We start from the raw sequence: 20,090 nt of genomic DNA, 5'->3' as shown, positions 1-20,090 counted from the left end.
GTTGATTCTTCCTGCCGCGGTCATGGCCAAGGACAAAATTGTCATAGGCGAGCAGAACTGGACGGGGGCTATTGCCATTCAGCACATCCTCGGCGAAGTGATTAAAAGCCGACTGGATGGCGATGTGTCGTATCTGGCAGGCGATGTCCCGGTGCTGTTCAGTGCCGCCGCGAAAGGCGACGGTTCGGTCGATGTGCTGACCGATATCTGGCTGCCGAATCAGTCGGCTGCCTGGGCCAAGTACGTCACGGGTGGCACCCGCTCGCTGGTCCCGAACACTCACCCCTATGCGGGGGAGCAAGGGTTTTATATTCCGGGGTATTTGCAGGACAAGTACGGGGTCAAATCCATCTACGACCTGAAAAAGCCGGAAGTGGCCAAGCTCTTCGAACCGCTGGGCGGCGGCAAGGCTCAGTTGCTGGTCGGGCCGGCAGGCTGGGAGTCGACGTACATTGGCCAGATCAAGGCCAAGGATTATGGGTTCGCCGATAAATTCGAGGCGGTTTCAACGGAAGCTTCCGTCACTTACGCCAAACTGGCCGCGGCCTACAAGGCTCAGCGCGGCGTGGTGTTCTATGCGTACACCCCGGACTGGATCTTCTCTGCGTTTGACTTGCGTCGCCTGGAAGAGCCCGCATTCGACGGTTATGCCCAGGACAACAAAAAAGACGACCCGCTTTACAAAGCTGATGGTTGCTGGAAGTTCATCAGCCCGACGGTCGACCCGGACTGGTTGAACAAGAGCCAGATTACCTGCGCCTTTCCGGACGCCAAAGTGCATGTTTTGGCCTCTGCTGCCTTGCAGAAACGCGCGCCGAAAATTGCCGAGTTCCTGCGCAATGTCGCCATCGAACCGGCGCAGCTCAACGAACTGATCCTGAAGATCGAAAAGGAAAAACTGCCGGCTGACGTCGCGGCCAAGGCGTGGGTCCAGGCGAACAGCGCCACAGTTGATCAATGGCTTGCCGCCTCGGCGCCGAAAGTGAGTTCGAGCCAATGAGTCAAGCTTCCTTGCGTTTGCTCGATGGTGGGATGGGGCGTGAGTTGCAGCGAATCGGTGCGCCTTTTCGTCAGCCGGAATGGTCCGCGCTGGCGCTGATCGAGGCGCCGCAGTTTGTGCTTCAGGCGCATCAGGCATTCATTGAGGCCGGCGCCCGAATCATCACCACTAACAGCTATGCGGTGGTGCCGTTTCATCTCGGTGATGAACGCTTTGCCGAACAGGGACGCACGCTGGCCGAACGGGCTGGACGCCTGGCGCGTCAAGCTGCGTCTGACAGCACTGAGCCGGTCACGGTGGCCGGTTCGCTGCCGCCGGCACTGGGCTCCTATCGTCCGGACCTGTTCGATCACCAGCGCTCGGTCGACATCCATCGCACGCTGATTGCCGGCTTGCAGGAGCATGTCGACCTCTGGTTGGCGGAAACCCAGAGCTCCACCGCTGAAGTCCGGGCGGTGGTCGAGGCACTGGGGGAAGATTCCCGGCCGGTGTGGGTATCCTTTACGCTGCTTGATGAAGTCGGTGAGCCACCGCGCCTGCGGTCGTCCGAGCCGGTCGCCGACGCGGTACGCGTGGCGGTCGAACTGGGGGCGAGGGCAGTGCTCTTCAATTGCAGCCAGCCGGAAGTGATGGCGACAGCACTGGCCGAGGCCCGAGATGTCATTCAGAACCTCCATCAACCCGTGGAGCTGGGCGTGTACGCCAACGCGTTTCCTCCCGTCAGCACCGAGGCCAAGGCGAACAGCACGTTGCTGGAGATTCGTGGTGATCTGGGCCCCGAGTCTTATTTGCACTGGTCCCGATCCTGGGTCGCGGCAGGGGCTAGCATTGTCGGCGGATGCTGCGGCATCGGGCCAGAACACATCGAACATCTACACCGGCATCTAGTGCCGCACAGAGAGGTTGCCGGGACATGAGTGATCTTCAACAACACGTATTGGTTGAGCAGGCGACATTTGGCGCCGGCTGCTTTTGGGGGGCTGAAGCGTCATTCAGGGCGTTGCCGGGCGTGCTCGACAGTCGGGTCGGTTTTGCACGGTCGGCCAAAGGTGAGTCGGCATTGATCGAAGTGGTGCAGGTCGACTTCGATGCCAAAGTGATTTCCTACAGCCGTCTCATCGAGCACTTCTGGACGTTGCATGACCCGACATCATTCGATCGCCAGGGCGCGGATGTCGGGGTGAAATACCGTTCTGCGCTATTTTTCAAATCTGCTCAGCAGGCCCAGTTGGCGCTGGTCGCCAAGCAACGGCTGGATGCGTCGGGGCAGTTGGGCAAGCCGGTCGCCACCGTGATCGTGCCGCTGGGGGAATTTCAACTGGCGGAGGAGGAGCATCAGCGTTACCTGGAAAAACACGGGGCAAGTAGCTGCTCACTCTGAAGAAAACGCATACCGTGTAGATTGATCCATAAGCGCCACAGACTCGTTCTGTGGCGCTTTTTTTTTGGCCCGTTTGTGCACAAGTGTTGGTGGGGCAACAGGGATTGAGCAGGCTGTGCTCAAGTGGCACATGGGTTGCCTGATGGTCTATTCGCAAGCAGTTGATATTTAAGAATTTATGGGGTGGCACGGAGGCTGCAATAGCGGTTGGCAGACAGCACTCCAAAGGATAGCCACATGATCCAGACATTGCCCCAGGCCTTGTTGCTCCAAGCCTGTACCCGAGGCGCGGCGATCGCCCTGCGTTACAAACGCCTGGGCATCTGGCACGCCCGCAGCTGGAGCGAACTGGCGCAGGACGTCGGCCGTCTCGCTGGCGCACTGCATCAGCGTGGATTCGCTCCCGAGGATGATTTGCTGATCATCAGCCAGGCACGCTCGGAAGCGCTGTTGCTGGCGTTGGCCGCGCAATGGTTGGGTGGCAGCGTCACGCTGCTCGATCCTGAACTCGACAATCGGAAGCTGTTGGCTGGCTTGCAACCGACGTTCGTTTTGGCCGAAGCCTTGGACGCCGTGGAGCAAGTACGCAGTTCCAGTCGACCGCCACGGGTATTGCTGTACCTGGACGGTCGCGGTCTGAACACCCCCGAAGATCGTCAGTTGAGCGCTTTTACCGAGTTGTCCGTTGGTGTCTCGGCGGATGCCCCTGCACCGGTCAGTGACTCGAGGGCCACGGCGTTTGTTTTTCATCCTGCGAACCAGGGTCAGCCTCAGCGCTTGAGCCACGAGCAGTTGCTTGAAGGCGCACGCAAACTGGTGACGCGCGAAGACCTGAGTGCCAACGAAGAAGCGCTGGCCGCCCGGGTATTCGCCGCCAGCGGCCAGGCGCGTTACCTGCTGGCGCCGTGGCTCAGCGCCGGTTTTTGCCTGAACTTTCCCGAGGCGTTGGCCACTCGCGACACGGACCGTCGCGAACTCGGCCCAACGCTCGTTCTGGGTACCCGCGAATCCTATGCCCGCCTTGAACACTGGGCCCGTGAACGCTTGCCGTTGCCCGGCACGCTCAGTCACCGGTTGTACCGCTGGGCGATGGTGCCGGAGGTGCACGTCTTTCGACGTTGGCTCGGCCACTGGTTGATCCGCCGGCCCTTGCTCGACGTGCTGGGCATGAGTCGCCTGCGCGTGCCGCTGCTGGTGGGACCGGGACTGACCGAGGAAAGCGCCGCGTTCTTTGCGGCCCTGGGTATTCGCCCAGGCAACTGGCAGGAACCATCCACCCCTCGGGCATTGGCCGATGCGCCAATCCACCTGATTTCTCAATCCGTCTGACGAGCCCCCATGAGCGCAATCACAGAATCCGCATTACTGCGGCTCGATGACATCTCCCTGTCGTTCAAGGGCGTCAAGGCCATTACCTCCATCAGCTTTGCCGTGAAGGCCGGGGAAATCTGCGCGCTGATCGGCCCCAACGGCGCGGGTAAAAGTTCGTTGCTCAACGTGATCAATGGCGTCTACCAGGCGCAGAGCGGCAGTGTCAGCTACGCCGGGCAGACACGTCGGCGCATGCGTCCGCACCAGGCCGCCGAGCGCGGCATTGCCCGGACCTTTCAAAACATCGCGCTGTTCAAGGGCATGAGCGTGCTCGACAACGTACTGACCGGCCGCAACCTCAAGCGCCGCAGCAGTTGGGTCGAGCAGATGTTGCGCCTGGGCCGCGCCCCACGCGAGGACGATGAGCAGCGCCATCACGCCGAAAAACTCATTGAGTTCCTGCGCATTCATCCCTGGCGCCATGTGCTGGTGGGCAAGCTGCCTTACGGCTTGCAGAAGCGCGTCGAGCTGGCCCGAGCCTTGGCCGCCGAGCCGAAGCTGTTGTTACTGGATGAACCCATGGCCGGAATGAACGCGGAAGAGAAGGCTGAGATGAGCCAGTTCATTCGCGACATCAACCGTGAGTTCGGCACCACCGTGGTGTTGATCGAGCACGATATCGGCGTGGTCATGGGCCTGTGCGATCACGTGGTGGTGCTCGATTACGGCCGCAAAATCGGCGATGGCACACCTGAACAGGTGCGCGCCAACCCCGATGTGATCGCGGCCTATCTGGGCACCCGGCGATCCCGCACGGAGCGCCACTGAGCATGGAATTTTTCTTTGAAGTGCTGATTGGCGGGTTGCTCGCCGGGGTCATGTATTCCTTGGTGGCCATCGGTTTTGTGTTGATCTACAAGGCCTCCGGCGTCTTCAATTTCGCCCAGGGTGCGATGGTGCTGTTCGCCGCACTGACCTTTGTCAGCCTGCTTGAACGCGGCTTTCCGTTTGTTTGGGCGTTCATCGCCACCCTGGCGAGCATGGTCGTGCTGGCGTTGCTGGTGGAAAAAATGGTCCTGCGGCCCTTGGTCAATCGGCCGCCGATCATCCTGTTCATGGCCACGCTCGGGCTGTCGTACATGATCGAAGGCCTGGCGCAGTTCCTCTGGGGCGCGCAGGTCCACGGCCTGGAATTGGGCATCGCCGATGAACCGCTGGAAATCCGCGGAATGCTGCTCTCGCAGTTCGACCTGTTCGCCGCCGGCACAGCCGCCACGTTGGTGATCGCCTTGTCGTTGCTGTTCAACAAGACCCGGGTCGGCTTGTCCTTGCGCGCCGTGGCCGATGATCCGCTGGCGTCGCTGGCCGTGGGCATTCGCTTGCCACGGATCTGGGCGCTGGTGTGGGCGGTGGCCGGTTTTGTCGGGCTGGTCGCGGGGCTGCTGTGGGGGGCTCGCCTGGGGGTGCAGTTCTCTTTATCGCTGGTGGTGCTCAAGGCGTTGCCGGTGCTGATCATCGGTGGTTTCTCGTCGATCGGCGGCGCGATTGTCGGCGGGTTGATCATCGGCGCGGCGGAAAAAATCGCCGAGATCTACCTCGGCCCGATCATCGGTAGCGGCATCGAAAACTGGGTGCCTTACGTCCTCGCCTTGCTGTTCTTGCTGGTTCGGCCTGCCGGCTTATTCGGCGAGCGCGCGATCGAGCGGGTCTGATTTTCTTTCAAGGAATGCCTCCATGCTCTATCAAGAAGCCGGTCAACTGAGCACCACCTACGCGGCGGAGCGACGCACGTTTCGCTTGCGCCAGGACCGCCTGGGGTTGTGGCTGCTATTGGGCTTTGCCTTCATCGCCGTGCCTTGGCTCGGCAATGACTATTGGTTCAGCGCGATTCTGGTGCCGCTGCTGGTGCTGTCTTTGGCGGGGCTCGGGTTGAACCTGCTGACGGGTTACGCCGGGCAACTTTCATTGGGCTCGGCGGCGTTCATGGCGGTGGGGGCTTTTGCGGCCTACAACCTGCAATTGCGCGTGCCCGGTTTGCCGTTGCTGGTGAGCTTTGCCCTGGGCGGAGTGATCGCCGCGCTAGTGGCGGTGCTCTTCGGTTTGCCGAGCCTGCGGATCAAAGGGTTTTACCTGCTGGTGGCGACGTTGGCCGCGCAGTTTGTCGTGGAATGGGTCCTGACCCGGTTCAGCTGGTTTACCAACGACAACGCGTCCGGGGTCATCACCTCGCCACCGTTGCTGATCGCCGGGCTGGATTTCAGTTCGCCCCGAGGCCGTTACCTGTTGACCCTGGCCGTGGTGGTGGCGCTGTTCTGGCTGGGCAAAAACCTGGTGCGCAGCGAGTTGGGGCGCAACTGGATGGCGGTGCGCGACATGGACACAGCCGCCGCGGTGATCGGCATCCGCCTGTTCAAGGCCAAGCTGCTGGCGTTTGCCATCAGCGGCTTCTACCTCGGCATCGCCGGTTCGCTGTGGGCGTTTGCCTACCTGGGCACAGTGGAGCCCCATGGCTTCGATCTCAGCCGCTCATTCCAGGTTTTGTTCATCATCATTATCGGCGGCTTGGGCAGTGTGCTCGGCAACGTTCTCGGCGCGGCGTTCATCGTGCTGTTCCCGATTCTGTTGGCCAATGTCTGCGGGCTATTGCCCACGGGGCTGATCGATTCCGGGCAACTGGAAAACATCCAGAAAATGCTGTTCGGCGCACTGATCATCGCCTTCCTGATCAAGGAACCCGAGGGCCTCGCGCGGCTGTGGCAGCGCTTTCGCCAACGGGCGCGGGTCTGGCCGTTGCGTTACTGATTGCTTTCATCCCTGACAAAAACACATCGATCGACCACGAGGAACTGCCTTTATGACTCACCGCAAACCGCTGCGCCGCCTGGCGTTGTGCCTGGCTTTGCTGACCACCGGACTCAGTGCCGGCGCCCAGGCTGCCAACGAACAGTACTTTCCCTTGCAGAGCTATCGCGTCGGCCCATACGCCGCCGGTGGCACCGGCTTCTTCGGCGGGTTTATCGATTACCTGCAATACATCAACGCCAAGGGCGGGGTAAACGGGGTCAAGCTGACCTGGAGCGAATGCGAAACCGAGTACGTGGTGGAGAAGGGCGTCGAATGCTACGAGCGCCTAAAAGGGGGGCTCAACGGTGCGCCAGCCGCCGCGACCAATCCGCTGTCGGTGGGCATCGCCTACGCGACACTGGATCGTTCGACGGCCGACAAACTGCCGCTGATCACCATCAACCATGGCCGCACTGATTCCACCGATGGCAGCGTCTTTCCTTACGTGTTTCCGTTGCAGCTCAACCCGTATTCGGAAGTCTCGGCGATCATCAATTACATCGGCCAGCGCGAAGGCGGGGCTGACAAGCTCAAAGGCAAGAAAATCGCCGTGCTCTACCACGGCTCGCCGTATGGCAAAGAAACCAACGGCGTGCTGGAAACCCTGGCGAAAAATGCCGGTTTCGAGTTGACCCTCCTGGAAGTGCCGCACCCTGGCAACGAGCAGCAATCGCAGTGGCTGAACATCCGTCGCCTCAAGCCTGACTGGGTGATCCTGCGCGGCTGGGGCGTAATGAATCCGGTGGCGCTGAAGTCGGCGCAAAAGGTCGGTTACCCGGCGGATCACATCATCGGCAACATCTGGAGCAACTCGGAAGAAGACGTGGTCCCGGCAGGCGCGGCGGCCAAAGGCTTCATCTCGATCACCACCCACCCATCAGGGACCGATTTCCCGGTGTTGCAAGGCATCAAGCAAAACGTGGTCGATGCGAACAAGGGCAACCTGGCCGACCCGAAACGCTTCGGCACCGTGTACTACAACCTCGGCGTGGTGAACGGCATTCTCAACGTCGAAGCCCTGCGCCTGGCCCAGGAAAAATACGGCAACAAGCCACTGACCGGTGAGCAAGTGCGCTGGGGCTTCGAGCACCTGAACCTCGACGATGCGCGCTTGCAGGCTTTGGGCGCCAAGGGCCTGGTGCAGCCGTTGAAACTGTCTTGCGCTGACCATGAAGGCGGCGGCGCCGTACGCTTCCAGCAATGGGACGGGCAGCGCTGGAACCTGATCAGCGACTGGGTCCAGGCGGATCGCGCGTTGCTGCGCCCGATCATCGAAGCCTCCGCCGCCCAATACGCCAAGGAAAAGGGCATCACCGCGCGCAATTGCAGCCAGGAGCCATAACGTCCGATGAGCCAGAGCCTACACGTCGACCCGCCATTGCTGAGCGTGGAACAGGTCGAAGTTTTCTACGAGCAGTCGATTCTCGCCTTGCGCGGCGTCTCGTTGCAGGTCGGCAAAGGGCAGATGGTGGCATTGCTGGGGGCCAATGGCGCTGGCAAGAGCACCACGCTGAAAGCGATTTCCAGCCTGGTGCGGGCCGAGCGCGGTGAAGTGACCAAGGGCCAGATCCTCTATCAAGGACAGGTGATCACCGATGCCGACCCCGCGAGCCTGGTGCTGGCGGGGCTGGCCCAGGTGCTTGAAGGGCGGCATTGCTTCACCCACCTGACGGTCGAGCAGAACCTGCTGATCGGCGGGTTTGTCGGGCGGCCGTCACGCAAGGTGCTGAATCAGCGACTGGAACGCATCTACGGTTATTTCCCCCGGTTGCGCCTGCTGCGCAAACGCCTGACCGGCTACACCTCGGGCGGCGAGCAGCAAATGGTCGCCATCGGTCGCGCCCTGATGTCCGAGCCGCGCCTGTTACTGCTGGATGAACCGTCCATGGGCCTGGCGCCGCAAGTGGTCGAGGAAATCTTCGAAATCCTTGCCCGGCTCAATCGCGATGAAGGGTTGAGCCTGCTGGTGGCCGAGCAAAACATCAACATCGCCCTCGATTACGCGCAGTACGCTTTTGTACTGGAGAACGGCCGGGTGGTGGATGAAGGTTCGGCGGCCGAGTTGGCCGGGCGCGAGGATATTCAGAATTATTATCTCGGGGCGGTCTCTGCCGGGGCGGGATCAAGCGGATAGAGCCGATCATCAAACTGACTCAAGCGCGGAAAGCACAGCGGTTGATCCTCGCCGATAGTCTGCAGTCGTTGGCGATAGCGGGTCAGGAAATCCTGCCGAGCTTCGGCACTGATGTACGGAACATGCCAACCGACAAAAGGCTGGAGGACATCCAACCCGACATAGGCCAATGTCCCGCGCAGAATGGGCCGCAGCATATCCTCCAACGGACCATGGAGGGCGCCCTCGCCAAACATGTGTTCACGCCCGCCGAGCGTCACCGTCACCAGGGCTTTCTTGCCGCTGAGGCCGCCTTGATCGTAGAAGCGTTTGCCGCCATAGCAGATGCCGGACACCAGCACGCGATCAATCCAGCCCTTGAGGATGGCCGGAGTCGAGAACCAGTAAATCGGGAAGTTGAGGATCAGCAGGTCGGCCCACAACAGCTTTTCCAGCTCCTGTTGGATATCGCTGGCGAGTGTCTGCTCTTTGCTGCTGCGGCGTTGCTCAAGCGCATAGACCAGATAGTCGGGGTTTTCCCTGGCGCAGAAGTCCTTGGCGCTGGCCACCGGGTTCCAGTTCATCGCGTACAAGTCGGAGCCCCGGACCTGATGCCCTTGGGCTTGCAAGGTCTCGACTGCCTGATCGCGCAGCGCCGCGGTGAAGGATTTTGGCTCGGGGTGGGCATGCACGATTAACACGTTCATGGTGATTCCTTGATCAATGGTTGGCTGGCGGCCGGTTAAAAGTAGGTCGGCCACGTGCGCATTTCATGGCGTCCGACACCGTTATTGATGCCGCGCCGTTGAGCCGCCAGGGCGTCGACCAGAAAGCGCCGGGTTTCCCCCGGTGTGATCACCTCGTGCGTGCCCATCGCGCCGGCCAGGGCAAAGGCCGAGGTGTCTTTTGAATAGTCAGCGCGCAGTTGCTCGTAGCGCTCGGGGTCGGACTCACGTGTCACGTCATGCACCACGTTGACCGCCACGCCAGGGTCGACAAAACTGACATCAGCCGAACACCAGGCGGCCGACTGGTCGCTGTTGCGGCCGCCACCGAAATTCAGGTAGGCCTGACCGAAGCTCTTGCGCACGATCACCGAAATCTTCGGCACCGAGCACAGTTGCACCGCATGAATCATGTTCATGATGTGGGCCGGCGCGGCGCGTTTCTCGCCTTCGATGCCCACGAGGAAGCCGGGCGTATCGACCAGAAAGATCAGCGGAATGTTGAACGAGTCGCACAGGGCGATAAAGCCGCTGGCCTTGCGGCAAGCGTCGGCGTCCAGCGCCCCGCCTTTGAATTGTGGGTTGGAGGCGACGATGCCGACGCTGGCGCCTTCAAGGCGGGCGAGGGCGGTGACCACCGAACGGCCGAAGCGATCCTTGAGGGCGAACAGGCTGTCGCGATCGACCAGCGTGGCCAGCAGCTTGCGCATGTCGTAGGTTTTGGTGCGCTCAAGCGGGACGACGGTTTGCGGTCCCGACGCGTCCGGTCGGTCCTCGGGCTCGACGGGCAGGACGGCCGGCGTCTCGTTCGAGTGAGAGGGCAAGTAGCTGAGAAAACGCCGAATGGCGGTCAGCGCTTCCTGGTCATTGTTGACCACCATGTCGGCGAGCCCGGTGATTTCAGCGTGCATGCGCCAGCCGCCGAGCTCTTCGGTATCTGACGATTCGCCGATCGCCACCGAGGTGACCTTCGGGCTGGAGACAGCGAGCAGGGCGCCCTTGCGCATGACAGTGAAGTCAGCCAGACACGAGTACCAACTCGCCGAGCCAAAGCACGGCCCGAGCACCGCGCTGACCCACGGGGTCTCCCGGCGCCGGCAATATTGCTGGGCATCCTGGCCGCCACTGGCCATGCTTGCCGCGCCCATCGCGTCCTGCATGCGCTGGCCTGATGATTCGCCGAGGAAGATCAGCGGCATGCCGTTGCGGGTGGCGCATTCCTTCATGTAGGCGATCTTGCGGGCATTGATCCACGAGGACGATGCGCCTTTCACGGTCATGTCGTTGGACACGACCGCGACCCGCCGCGAATCGATACGGCCAAAACCGGTGATCTTGCCATCGGCGGGTGTGCTGTCGCGATCTTCGGGGCGGGATGAATGCGCCAGCATGCCGATTTCGCTGAACGACTGCGGGTCCAGCAACCCTTCCAGGCGTTCGCGTGCGTTGAGCTCGCCGGCGTCACGACGTCTTTGCAGCTTGGCTTCACCGCCCATTTGCAGGGTGCTCAGGCGGCGTGAATGCAGTTCCTGTTCGGGTGATGCGTTCGTATCGGTCATCAGTCAGTCTCGTTGGAAAACAGTGTGCGCAGGGCTTGCGGCGCTTGATCCATCGTCACGCGCCCGCACTTGTGGCCAGCACCATGGACATGAAGGCCGACATCAGCAGGCCGCTAGCCTGGACCAGGCAACTGCTGGCATTGGCGACCTGACGTTCGCCGCATTCGCCACGCAGCTGGCGCACCGATTCGATCATCAATTGCATGCCGAACTGACCGGAGTGGTTGAAGGCCAGTCCACCGCCCGAGGTGTTCACCGGCAGTGCGCCGCCGGGTGCGGCAACACCGCTGCGCAGGAACGTGCCTGCCTGGCCCGGCGCGCAGAAACCCATGGCTTCGAGCGCGACCAGCACGTTGATGGTGAAGGCGTCATAGATCTGCAGCATGCTCAATTCACTGCGCGCTATGCCCGACAGGCGCAGTGCCTGCTCGGTGCAACCGGCGATAACGCTCGGATCGAGCCAGTCGGTCGGGCTGACGGGCGTGACGTGATGCCGATAGGTATCAGCGAAACCGCGAATGAACACCGGTGGCTTCGCCAGCGTGCGAGCGCGCTCGGCCTTGGTCAGGATCAACGCCCCGGCGCCGTCGCTGACCAGGCAGATATCGGCCTTGCGCAACGGGTCCGATATCAGCGGTGAAGCCAGGTATTCCTCCATCGTTAGCGGTTTGCGCAGCGTCGCTTGCGGATTCAATTGCGCCCAGCGCCGCGCGTTGATCGCCACTTCGCCAAGGTCCTCGACGCTCGCCTGATAGCGATGCAAATATTGCTGCGCGAGCATCGCGTACCAACTGATCGGGCTGAGTACACCGTAGGGCGCGACGAACTGGCCTGACGGTGAACGCGGATCGCTGATCACCCCGCCACGGTTGCGACTGTGATCCAGTCGCTGGGTGCTGCCATAGGTGACCAGCGCCACCGAACACAAGCCAGCCTCGATCGCTGCCATGGCGTGGATCAAGTGAGTGAGCGGCGAGCCACCGCCCACCACCGTGCTGTCGACGTAACGTGGCGTGATGCCCAGGTACTCGCTCACCAGCAGCGCATTGGCGCGGTCGTCCCAGTGGGCGAATACCCCGTCGACATCGGCCAGCGTCAGCCCGGCATCCAGCAGGGCATCACGGGCGGACCGGCATTGCAGCGACAACGCGGTGTCACCCGGCTGCACCTTACCAAGCCCGGCCTCGCCGACGCCGACTATGGCGTAGCGGCCCGCCAGGCGCGAAGGATCGTGGGTCATGCTTGCGGCTCCTGCGCGATCAGCTGCGTGCGTACGTCCTTCTTCAACACCTTGCCGACCGGGCTGCGCGGCAGGCTTTCCCAGAACAGCACCTGTTTCGGCGTTTTCAGGCTGCCGAGTTTTTCCCGACAGATCGCGATGAATGCCTCGGCCGTCGCGCTGGCGCCAGCCTTGAGCTCGATGACCGCGATGACTTTTTCGCCCCAGTCCGCATCAGGCAGCCCGACCACGGCGCAATCCATCACCGCCGGATGCGCCCAGATCACTTGCTCGATTTCGCTCGGATAAATGTTGAAACCACCGGAGATGATCATGTCCTTGGTGCGATCGACGATGTACAGGTAGCCGCCTTCGTCGAACACACCAATGTCACCGGTGTGGTGCCAGCCGAAACGGCGTGCCTCCTCGTTGGCTTGCGGATTGTCGTAGTAACCCGGCGCGACCAGCTCGCCACGGGCGACGATTTCGCCGCGTTCGCCGGACTCGACGAAGCGTCCTTCTTCATCCATCAACGCCACTTCGCAGGCGCCGGTGGGGCGGCCGGCGGAACCCAGGTGCTTGCCGTCACGCATGTGATCCTCGCGGGTCAGAATGGTGATCACCCCCGGCACCTCGGATTGGCCGTAGGCCTGCACGAATACCGGTCCCCACAACGCGATGCCCTCGCGCAGCTTGTCCACCGACATCGGCGCGGCACCGTAGATCACGTATTCCAGTGACGAGCAGTCGCGTGTCTTGGCGTCCGGGTGTGACAGCAGTCGATAGATCAGGGTTGGCGGCAGGAACAGATGGGTGATGCGTTCCCGCTCGATGGTTTCCAGCACCGCGCCAGGGTCGGCGGACGGCGCGATGACGTTACGCGTGCCGAAACTCGACAGTGCCATGGCGGTTGCACCGGCCGCGTGGGTCAGCGGTGCGACGACCAGGTGCGCCGGGCTTTTCGCCGGCGGCATGAACTGGTTGCTGATGCGGTAGCAGGCGAGCAGGGCGCGATGGCTTTGCATGATCGCTTTCGGCCGGCCTGTGGTGCCGCCCGAGGATTTGATCAGGGCGGTATCGTCGAGGGATTTACGCACCGTGCAACGCTGGCCGGCGTGTTCGCGGCACCAGGTGGCGATGCTCAACCCGGCGATGGGCTCGTCCAGGCCGATCAGGGTTTTCAGTGTGGGCACGCCCGCGCGAATGCGTTCGGCATGCTCGGCGTACTGGGAATGCAGCACCAGCACCGAGAGCTGGGTGAAGCTCATGAACCAGATCAGGCTGTCGATCGAATCACGCGCATTCAGGGGAATGAACGTAGCCCCCGCGCGCAAGGCGCCGAGCATGGCGACGAAGCTCAGCGGGTGGTTCGGTGCCAGGACGCCGACATGGGCCGAGCCCAGGTTTTGCAGCGTCAGGGCATGGCCGATGGCATGGGAGTCGGCTTGGACCTCGGCGTAGCTGAGGCTGAAACCTGCACCTTGCAGGCAGACGTTATCCGGGTGGCGATCCGCGCCGGCATCGAAGTGGTCGGTAATCATTTCCATGGTGGCGGCTAATCCAAAAGAGTGAACTGGGGCAGCGTGCAGGTTTCGCTGACGGTTTCGAAACAGACGCTGACGGCGGCGCCGATCACGACGCGCTCAAGGTCGACATCGAGGAGGTTCGCCACCAGGCGAACGCCTTCATCGAGGTCGATCAGCGCAACGACATACGGCAGCCGCAACTCGAAGGCCGGCGAAGGCGCGATCCGGCAGACCGTGTAGGTGTAGATGCGCCCGCGACCGCTGGCATTGATCCATTCGATGCCGTCGGACAGGCATTCGGTGCAGAACGCCCGTGGGTAAAACTGGCAGTGGCCACAGCTGGCGCAACGCTGGATCACCAGACGTTGCTCCTGAGCGGCCGCCCAATAGGCGGCCGTCTCGGCGGTGGGTTGCGGCAGTGGGCGTGCAGAGAGGGGAGTCGACATGGCAGCCTCAGCGAGTACGCAATTCAAAACCGGCCATGGCGATGTGCACATGACGCTCTGACGGAAGCCTGGCCAGACCGGCGATCAGTTCGTGCAATGGACGTCGCACACTGAACGTATCGTCGATCACCGTCGGCACCAGCCCGGTGATTTTTTCGTCGCCATACATGGCCCGCAGCAGCAGTTCATCATCCGACAGGCCGGGATAGCGGCGACGCAGTTCAGGCACCCTGGGCGCCAGCACCGGGGGTTCAATCGCGATCTCACGCGACCCGTTGGCCAGTACGCGATCCTTGACGTCGGGATCGACCGGCAGTGGCAGGGCGCCGAAATAGCCGCACACGTACTTTTTCACTTCATCCGGCACCACCTTGTAACGCTCGCCGCTGAGTACGTTCATCACCGCTTGCGCCGCGATCATCGCGGGGAACGGCGTGGCCATGACGGGCGAGCCCAGTTCCACGCGGATGCGCGCGATTTCTTCGAGCACGACTGGCAGCTTGTCGGCAATGCCCGCCAACTGCAGTTGCGATTGCAGATTGGTAATCGCGCCGCCGGCGTACTGGGTGACGAAGTGCGCTGGGTCGTATTCCGCCGGGACACCCACGGGGAAGCCGTTCTCTTCGGCGATTCCGGCGAGGTAGTCACCGACTTCGTCAGCCGCGCGGTCATCGAAATCGACCTCGAAACCGATCTCGCGCAGGTTGCGCGCGAGCATCTGTGCCGATGGCCCGGCATTGCCGTTGGCCAGTGGATCGATCGAGCACAGCAGCCGGTCGGCACCGTGCACCGCGGCTTCGATGGCCACCAGCGAGCCGGTCGCGTTCAGGCAATGGGTGAGCACTTCCAGCGGCCGATCGCCGATCACCGACTTGATCGCCGGCACAATGCTGCGCACCTGTTCCACCGTCAGGCTGCCGCCGGCGTCGCCGAAGGCAAAGGCGTCGATGTCGAAGCGCTCGATGGCCTCGCGGGCCTTGGCGGCGTAAAACGCGGCGTCGTAGCCCGGCGCCAGGTTGTAAATCATCGCGAGGGTGGTTGTGGCGCCCAGTCGTTTGGCGGTGGTGATCGCCGGCACCAGGTTGTCCCAGCAGTGCAGGGAGTCGAGAAAGCCGATATCCCGCGCACCGTTGGCCACCAGGCGTTCGACGTACAGCTCGCTCAAATCGTCCGGCTCGGGGTAGAAGCTGCGCAGCATGTTACTGCGCACGATGCCACGCAGCGGCGTGCGGCGGATGCGCTCGGACAGCAGGCGTAACCGCTCCAGCGGGCTTTGATTGAGGAACAGCACACTGGCGTCGAACTGCACCAGCGCAATGGCTTCTATCGCATCAAATCCCAAGGCATCCAGGCGTTCGGCCATCGGCAGCATGTGCTCGGTGCGCATGCGCGTGGCCCACAGGCACTGGTGCGCATCGCGCAGGGTGGCATCGACCAGCTGGATACGGCGACGTTTGCCGGTGCGGTTGAATTGCGCGTTCACTGTTTCGCGTAGTTGATTCAGCACATGTCACCCCTTGCTGTGTTCGAGATGGATGGACAGACCGGGGCCTGTGACACTCAATACGGTGTAGGCGGGCCAGCGTTGCAGCAGCCCGTGGGTCAGGGCCTGTTCGGGGGTGCGGACTTCATAGTGAAGCGGTTGCAACGGTGGCAGCGCAGGGCAACCGCAGACCAACGCCGCCAGCGCTTCTTCAGCGGCGGGCAAACTGGCTGGGCGACCCGGGTGGGCGACAGCGCCGATGCGTTGTTGCACGCGGGTCAACGAGGTGTCGATCGGACCGTAGCAGCCTTGCAACCAGTGCCGCAGCGCGGGCTGCAACGTCGCAAAACGTGGGCCGCCATCGAGATGTTCAAGTGCCTGTCGCGCAATCGCCTGGGCGAAAGGTGGCAGCATCGGCGGGTGGCCGAGCTCCTGGCGAATGCGCGTGCACTCGCGGGCAAACTCGAACAGGTCGGCCAGGCGCCCGCGTTCGCGCAACGCGTGCAGGGCTTCAGCGGCGATTTCCCCAGGCAACTGATGTTCGTACGGGGCCAGGTCGAAAGCCCACGGCTGGCTCTCGGCAAACCCTTCCTGATCCGCGACGGCAGCGAGCTGCGCCTGGGCTTCTTTGATACGGTCCTGATCCAGTGATTGCAGCGGTAGTTCGAGCAACGCCGCCGAGCGAATCAACAAGGCCAGCGAAGGCGTCGATGCGCCGTTGGCGACACCGGGCAGCGCGGCATCGAGACGGTCGATGCCGAGGCGAATCGCCTCCAGCGCCACTTGCGGGCCGAGTCCGGTGTGGCAGCGTGTGTGCAGGTCCAGCGGTTTGCCATCAATGCCGCTGCGCAGGGCCGAGAGCAATCCGGGCAGGCGGTCGACATGCAGCAGGCCGGCCTCATCGCGCAGCATGATGCGCTGTGCGACGGTCAGGACCAGCCGTGCGGCACACGCCGAATAATACGCGTCGCAATGCTCGGGATCGTCCACGTAGGGCAGGGCGGCGATGACCGTCAAGCCGTTGGCTTGCGCTTTCTGCACGGCGTTGCCCAGGCGCGAAAGATCCAGCAGCGGATCAATCAGAACGACCTCGCTGATGCCGGCCTTCGCCAGCAGTCGCAACCAGGTGTCCAGCGCTTCGCCGGCGAGCACATCGAGATGGCCATGGGCGGGCAGCAGGTTGACGGTGGCGCGCAACGGCGTGCCATTGGCGCGTTCGCGCAACGCGGCGATCCGTTGCAACGGGTTTTCATCACGGCTGATGCATTGCGCGATCACGGCGGGGCTCAAGACTTCGATGGCCCCCAGCCGAGCGTGCCCAAGCGCGTTCATCGTGCCCAGCAGCATCGCGGTACTGGCGGCACCGCCCCAGACGGCGGTCTGACCGTCGCTCAGGCTGACATCGACCACTGTTGTCATGCTCATGCGCGCTCCTTGGCTTGTTTCAAAGCCTGCTTGCGAGCCGGTACGAAGACGTCTTCAACCCAGCGTGTAGTAACGAGGCCAGCGACGAAGTCCGGATGATCGAGCACGGCATGGTGGAAGCTGGCCGTGGTCGACAGGCCCACGACTTTCATGTCCTCCAGCGCCTTGCGCATCAGCACGATCGCCTCGCTGCGCGTCGGTGCATGCACGATCAACTTGGCGAGCAGGGAGTCATAAAAAGGTGGAACGGTGGCGCCGCTGTAGCAGTGGGTATCGACGCGGACGCCTTTGCCTTTGGGTGGCAGCCATTCGCTGACCAGTCCCGGACTCGGGAGGAAATTGCGATCCGGGTCTTCGGCATTGATCCGGCATTCAATCGCATGGCCGGTCAACTTCACGTCAGCCTGACTGAACGACAACGGCAGGCCCGCCGCGATGCGAATCTGCTCGGCGACCAAGTCGAAGCCGGTGATCATTTCCGTCACCGGGTGCTCGACCTGGATACGCGTGTTCATTTCCAGAAAGTAGAACGTGCCGTCACGGTCATCGACCACGAACTCGATCGTACCCGCGCCGAAGTAGCCGACATTTTTCGCCAGACGTACGGCGCACTCACCCATGTGCTCACGGGTATGCGCGGCGAGGCTGGGAGAGGGCGCTTCTTCGATCAGCTTCTGGTGACGGCGTTGCGTCGAACATTCGCGCTCGCCCAGGTGCACCACGTTGCCGTGGCGGTCGCCCATGATCTGGATTTCGATATGGCGTGCCAGTTCGATGAACTTCTCGACGTACAGGGTTGGGTCACCAAAGGCCGCTTGCGCTTCCGACGAAGCCGAGCGGAACGCCGCCTCGGCTTCGTCATCGCTGCGCACGATGCGCATGCCGCGCCCGCCACCACCGGCCGTTGCCTTGAACAGCACCGGGTAGCCGATTGCGCTGGCAATGGTGCGCGCGGTGTCGGCATCGGCCACGGCGTCCGAGCCTGGTACACGGGGCACTTCGGCTTTTTCGGCGAGACCGACGGCGGTGATTTTGTCACCCATCGAATCGATGATTTCAGCCGAGGGGCCGATGAACACGATGCCGGCGTCTTCACAGGCCTGGGCGAAATGCGAGCGCTCGGAAAGGAAGCCATAACCTGGATGGATGGCGTCGCAACGGTGTTCCAGGGCGGTGCGCACCAGCAGATCGGCGCACAGATAGCTTTGCGCGGCGGGCGGTGGACCGATGATCACGTACTGGTCGGCGAGGCGGGCGGCCAGGCTGTCGATGTCGGCTTCAGAGACGGCAGCCACCGACTCAATGCCCAGGGTTTTGCAGGCGCGCACGATGCGCACGGCGATTTCGCCACGGTTGGCGATCAGTACCCGGCGAATGTCGCGGGTTGCCACGGGAATGCTGCTCATCAGCGTGCCTCCGGTTCAATAATCATCAATAGCTGGTCACGCTGAACCATCTGCAGGTCCTGGGCGACGATCCGTACCACGCGGCCTTTCACCGGGGAGGCGAGGGTGTTGAAGAGTTTCATGGCCTCGACCAGGCACAGCGGCGTGCCCGTTTCCACCAGGGTGTTTTCTTCGACAAAGGACGGTTGGTCCGGACTGGGTTTGCGATAGAAGGTGCCCATCATGGTCGCTCGCACAGCGACCTGACCGTCGGCGATTTCAGGTTCGCGGGTGGCGGTCACGGCGGGTTGCGACGGCGCGGCCGGTGCGGGTGCGGCACGCCCTTGAACAGGCTCAGACCGCTGGATCGGGCCTGACTTGCTCGCCGTCAGCGTGGTGTCACCGACGCGGACTTCAAGGAAATCCAGGTGCGTCGTGTGATCGAGTATCTCCAGGATTCTTCGTGCTTCTTTGTGTGTGAGCGACATGCCTCGGCCTCTTGTTGTTCGAATTGCCTGGACGGATAAAAACATCGAAACGTAGGATTGTCAACAATCGTACAATCTAGTAATGTGCTGACCATCACCCAGGGCGATTGCGCGGTACTTGATAGAAAAAGCGTAGTCCGCAGCGGCCAAAGGCCCGGCGATTTAAGAAAACAGTTGTGTTTTGGAGGGGGCGAGAATGAGTACAATCGCGGTTAAATCGGATGTCGCTGGCACGGTATGGCAGATCCATGTGCGTGAAGGCGATGCCGTTGAAGAAGATCAGACGTTGATCATCATGGAGTCCATGAAAATGGAAATCCCGTTGATGGCACTGGAATCGGGTCGAATAGTGAGCGTCCTCATTGCCGAGGGCGACGTGGTCAAAGATGGCCAGGATGTTTTGCTGATGGAGTGCGATTGAAGTCTATGTCAATGAATGCAGGTTCGGCGTCGGCCGCCAAGGGCGGCAGTGCAATAGGTGTGATGCGGGCCGGTCGCCAGCGCGTGCTGACGATGCCGGAGCAAATTGCCGAGAGCATTACGCTGGCGATTCTGCGCGGTGAATACGGGCCGGGTGATTCCGTGCGTGAGCAGGAACTGGCCGACCACTTCCAGGTCAGCCGTGGTCCGATCCGTGAAGCCCTGCGCATTCTCGAGAAGGTCGGCGTCGTGACCATCGTGCCGCAACGTGGCGCGCATGTGACTTCATTGAGCAAGCAGGAAATCGACAACCTGTTCGAGATCCGCGCGGTGCTGGCCGGTTTGCTGGCCAAGTACCTGGTTGATCTTGATGCGTCTGTGGTCAATCAAATGGATGCCATCGTTACCCGGCTTGAGCTGATCGCGGCGCAAGCGGATGCACTGGATGAATATGCCCAGGGTAGTTATCGCTTGAGCACGTTGCTGTTCCAGTCCTGTGGTAACAAGCAGCTGGCAGAACTCATGGGCGCGCTGGGTATCCAGACCGCACGCTACACCCGGTTGGGCTTGCGTTCGCCGGAGCGTCGCCAGGCGTCCGCCGTCTATTGGCGCGAGCTGGTCGAAGCACTCCGGCAAAACAGCAGCACGGTCGCCGGGAACCTGATGGTCGAGCTGATCAACGCATCCCATCAAGCCGCATTGAATCATCTGGAATAATCCACACGGGGGCACAACACTCCCGAGTGCTGTGTCAAATTGTCGACA

20 protein-coding genes are annotated in these 20,090 nt (G+C 62.2%); 11 read left to right on the top strand and 9 right to left on the bottom strand.

All coding sequences use genetic code 11. The features are described from left to right. Positions 1–22: 22 nt before the first annotated feature. From ACIPL2_RS09670 to ACIPL2_RS09630, 9 genes are all read left to right on the top strand, one after another. Positions 23–1,000 (top strand): glycine betaine ABC transporter substrate-binding protein, encoded by a 978-nt coding sequence (locus ACIPL2_RS09670; protein WP_236710300.1) that lies wholly within the window; start codon positions 23–25, stop codon positions 998–1,000. Then, a complete protein-coding gene (locus ACIPL2_RS09665) occupies positions 997–1,917 on the top strand; it encodes a homocysteine S-methyltransferase family protein (protein WP_401355422.1) in 921 nt (306 codons plus the stop codon). Before ACIPL2_RS09670 ends, ACIPL2_RS09665 begins: the two co-directional genes overlap by 4 nt. Further along, the gene (msrA, locus tag ACIPL2_RS09660; RefSeq protein ID WP_059403536.1) at positions 1,914–2,381 is read left to right on the top strand and encodes a peptide-methionine (S)-S-oxide reductase MsrA; all 468 of its coding nucleotides are present in this window, start codon (positions 1,914–1,916) and stop codon (positions 2,379–2,381) included. Before ACIPL2_RS09665 ends, msrA begins: the two co-directional genes overlap by 4 nt. Positions 2,382–2,618: 237 nt before the next feature. Beyond that, entirely contained in the window at positions 2,619–3,710 is a 1,092-nt protein-coding gene (locus ACIPL2_RS09655; protein ID WP_401355419.1) for an AMP-binding protein, read from the top strand. 9 nt (positions 3,711–3,719) lie between these two features. Then, positions 3,720–4,520: an ABC transporter ATP-binding protein gene (locus ACIPL2_RS09650; RefSeq protein WP_401355416.1), complete on the top strand. Its 801-nt coding sequence runs from the start codon at positions 3,720–3,722 to the stop codon at positions 4,518–4,520. Between the two features lie 2 nt (positions 4,521–4,522). Further along, positions 4,523–5,404 carry a branched-chain amino acid ABC transporter permease gene (locus tag ACIPL2_RS09645; RefSeq protein WP_059403539.1) on the top strand — a complete coding sequence of 294 codons (882 nt, stop codon included), beginning with the start codon at positions 4,523–4,525 and terminating at the stop codon, positions 5,402–5,404. A gap of 22 nt (positions 5,405–5,426) precedes the next feature. Next, a complete protein-coding gene (locus tag ACIPL2_RS09640) occupies positions 5,427–6,494 on the top strand; it encodes a branched-chain amino acid ABC transporter permease (protein WP_401355413.1) in 1,068 nt (355 codons plus the stop codon). Between the two features lie 52 nt (positions 6,495–6,546). Next, a complete protein-coding gene (locus tag ACIPL2_RS09635; protein WP_401355410.1) occupies positions 6,547–7,878 on the top strand; it encodes an ABC transporter substrate-binding protein in 1,332 nt (443 codons plus the stop codon). 6 nt (positions 7,879–7,884) lie between these two features. Further along, entirely contained in the window at positions 7,885–8,670 is a 786-nt protein-coding gene (locus ACIPL2_RS09630) for an ABC transporter ATP-binding protein (RefSeq protein WP_401355407.1), read from the top strand. On the opposite strand, the gene ACIPL2_RS09625 is transcribed toward ACIPL2_RS09630, so the two are convergent. Genes ACIPL2_RS09625 through ACIPL2_RS09585 form a run of 9 tightly spaced genes read right to left on the bottom strand, consistent with a single transcriptional unit; the run spans position 8,628 to position 18,905 of the window. Then, positions 8,628–9,356 (bottom strand): NAD(P)H-dependent oxidoreductase, encoded by a 729-nt coding sequence (locus ACIPL2_RS09625; RefSeq protein ID WP_401355405.1) that lies wholly within the window; start codon positions 9,354–9,356, stop codon positions 8,628–8,630. The genes ACIPL2_RS09630 and ACIPL2_RS09625 overlap by 43 nt on opposite strands. Before the next feature lie 35 nt (positions 9,357–9,391). Further along, a complete protein-coding gene (locus tag ACIPL2_RS09620; protein ID WP_401355402.1) occupies positions 9,392–10,933 on the bottom strand; it encodes an acyl-CoA carboxylase subunit beta in 1,542 nt (513 codons plus the stop codon). A 55-nt stretch (positions 10,934–10,988) separates the two neighbouring features. After that, positions 10,989–12,173, bottom strand: a complete 1,185-nt coding sequence (locus tag ACIPL2_RS09615) for a thiolase C-terminal domain-containing protein (protein WP_401355400.1) — start codon at positions 12,171–12,173, stop codon at positions 10,989–10,991. Beyond that, on the bottom strand, positions 12,170–13,699 hold the full coding sequence (locus ACIPL2_RS09610) for an AMP-binding protein (protein WP_401355397.1): 1,530 nt from the start codon (positions 13,697–13,699) through the stop codon (positions 12,170–12,172). The genes ACIPL2_RS09615 and ACIPL2_RS09610 overlap by 4 nt, the downstream gene beginning before the upstream one ends. 8 nt (positions 13,700–13,707) lie before the next feature. Next, on the bottom strand, positions 13,708–14,124 hold the full coding sequence (locus tag ACIPL2_RS09605; RefSeq protein WP_401355395.1) for a Zn-ribbon domain-containing OB-fold protein: 417 nt from the start codon (positions 14,122–14,124) through the stop codon (positions 13,708–13,710). Between the two features lie 7 nt (positions 14,125–14,131). After that, positions 14,132–15,631 (bottom strand): hypothetical protein, encoded by a 1,500-nt coding sequence (locus ACIPL2_RS09600; RefSeq protein WP_401355393.1) that lies wholly within the window; start codon positions 15,629–15,631, stop codon positions 14,132–14,134. A gap of 3 nt (positions 15,632–15,634) precedes the next feature. Next, a complete protein-coding gene (locus ACIPL2_RS09595; protein ID WP_401355391.1) occupies positions 15,635–17,032 on the bottom strand; it encodes a hypothetical protein in 1,398 nt (465 codons plus the stop codon). Then, positions 17,029–18,438, bottom strand: coding sequence for an acetyl-CoA carboxylase biotin carboxylase subunit (gene accC, locus ACIPL2_RS09590; RefSeq protein WP_401355390.1), 1,410 nt, complete (start codon positions 18,436–18,438; stop codon positions 17,029–17,031). The genes ACIPL2_RS09595 and accC overlap by 4 nt, the downstream gene beginning before the upstream one ends. Then, positions 18,438–18,905 carry an acetyl-CoA carboxylase biotin carboxyl carrier protein gene (locus ACIPL2_RS09585; RefSeq protein WP_401355387.1) on the bottom strand — a complete coding sequence of 156 codons (468 nt, stop codon included), beginning with the start codon at positions 18,903–18,905 and terminating at the stop codon, positions 18,438–18,440. Before ACIPL2_RS09585 ends, accC begins: the two co-directional genes overlap by 1 nt. Before the next feature lie 196 nt (positions 18,906–19,101). Between ACIPL2_RS09585 and ACIPL2_RS09580 the strand changes: the two genes are divergently transcribed. Both ACIPL2_RS09580 and ACIPL2_RS09575 read left to right on the top strand, forming a co-directional pair. Then, complete coding sequence (locus ACIPL2_RS09580) at positions 19,102–19,326, top strand: acetyl-CoA carboxylase biotin carboxyl carrier protein subunit (RefSeq protein ID WP_401355384.1); 225 nt, start codon at positions 19,102–19,104, stop codon at positions 19,324–19,326. A gap of 5 nt (positions 19,327–19,331) precedes the next feature. Then, complete coding sequence (locus ACIPL2_RS09575; RefSeq protein ID WP_082377799.1) at positions 19,332–20,042, top strand: GntR family transcriptional regulator; 711 nt, start codon at positions 19,332–19,334, stop codon at positions 20,040–20,042. Positions 20,043–20,090: the final 48 nt, after the last annotated feature.

Origin of the sequence: Pseudomonas sp. NPDC086251 (assembly GCF_044746405.1) — a bacterium.
GTDB lineage: Bacteria > Pseudomonadota > Gammaproteobacteria > Pseudomonadales > Pseudomonadaceae > Aquipseudomonas.
This window is presented reverse-complemented; position numbering and strand designations above follow the sequence as displayed.

Bases quoted from the DNA above. Each gene is read 5' to 3' on its own strand.
- ACIPL2_RS09670 (WP_236710300.1), top strand. From the start codon at position 23: ATGGCCAAGGACAAAATTGTCATAGGCGAGCAGAACTGGACGGGGGCT.
- ACIPL2_RS09665 (WP_401355422.1), top strand. From the start codon at position 997: ATGAGTCAAGCTTCCTTGCGTTTGCTCGATGGTGGGATGGGGCGTGAG.
- msrA (WP_059403536.1), top strand. From the start codon at position 1,914: ATGAGTGATCTTCAACAACACGTATTGGTTGAGCAGGCGACATTTGGC.
- ACIPL2_RS09655 (WP_401355419.1), top strand. From the start codon at position 2,619: ATGATCCAGACATTGCCCCAGGCCTTGTTGCTCCAAGCCTGTACCCGA.
- ACIPL2_RS09650 (WP_401355416.1), top strand. From the start codon at position 3,720: ATGAGCGCAATCACAGAATCCGCATTACTGCGGCTCGATGACATCTCC.
- ACIPL2_RS09645 (WP_059403539.1), top strand. From the start codon at position 4,523: ATGGAATTTTTCTTTGAAGTGCTGATTGGCGGGTTGCTCGCCGGGGTC.
- ACIPL2_RS09640 (WP_401355413.1), top strand. From the start codon at position 5,427: ATGCTCTATCAAGAAGCCGGTCAACTGAGCACCACCTACGCGGCGGAG.
- ACIPL2_RS09635 (WP_401355410.1), top strand. From the start codon at position 6,547: ATGACTCACCGCAAACCGCTGCGCCGCCTGGCGTTGTGCCTGGCTTTG.
- ACIPL2_RS09630 (WP_401355407.1), top strand. From the start codon at position 7,885: ATGAGCCAGAGCCTACACGTCGACCCGCCATTGCTGAGCGTGGAACAG.
- ACIPL2_RS09625 (WP_401355405.1), bottom strand. From the start codon at position 9,356: ATGAACGTGTTAATCGTGCATGCCCACCCCGAGCCAAAATCCTTCACC.
- ACIPL2_RS09620 (WP_401355402.1), bottom strand. From the start codon at position 10,933: ATGACCGATACGAACGCATCACCCGAACAGGAACTGCATTCACGCCGC.
- ACIPL2_RS09615 (WP_401355400.1), bottom strand. From the start codon at position 12,173: ATGACCCACGATCCTTCGCGCCTGGCGGGCCGCTACGCCATAGTCGGC.
- ACIPL2_RS09610 (WP_401355397.1), bottom strand. From the start codon at position 13,699: ATGGAAATGATTACCGACCACTTCGATGCCGGCGCGGATCGCCACCCG.
- ACIPL2_RS09605 (WP_401355395.1), bottom strand. From the start codon at position 14,124: ATGTCGACTCCCCTCTCTGCACGCCCACTGCCGCAACCCACCGCCGAG.
- ACIPL2_RS09595 (WP_401355391.1), bottom strand. From the start codon at position 17,032: ATGAGCATGACAACAGTGGTCGATGTCAGCCTGAGCGACGGTCAGACC.
- accC (WP_401355390.1), bottom strand. From the start codon at position 18,438: ATGAGCAGCATTCCCGTGGCAACCCGCGACATTCGCCGGGTACTGATC.
- ACIPL2_RS09585 (WP_401355387.1), bottom strand. From the start codon at position 18,905: ATGTCGCTCACACACAAAGAAGCACGAAGAATCCTGGAGATACTCGAT.
- ACIPL2_RS09580 (WP_401355384.1), top strand. From the start codon at position 19,102: ATGAGTACAATCGCGGTTAAATCGGATGTCGCTGGCACGGTATGGCAG.
- ACIPL2_RS09575 (WP_082377799.1), top strand. From the start codon at position 19,332: ATGTCAATGAATGCAGGTTCGGCGTCGGCCGCCAAGGGCGGCAGTGCA.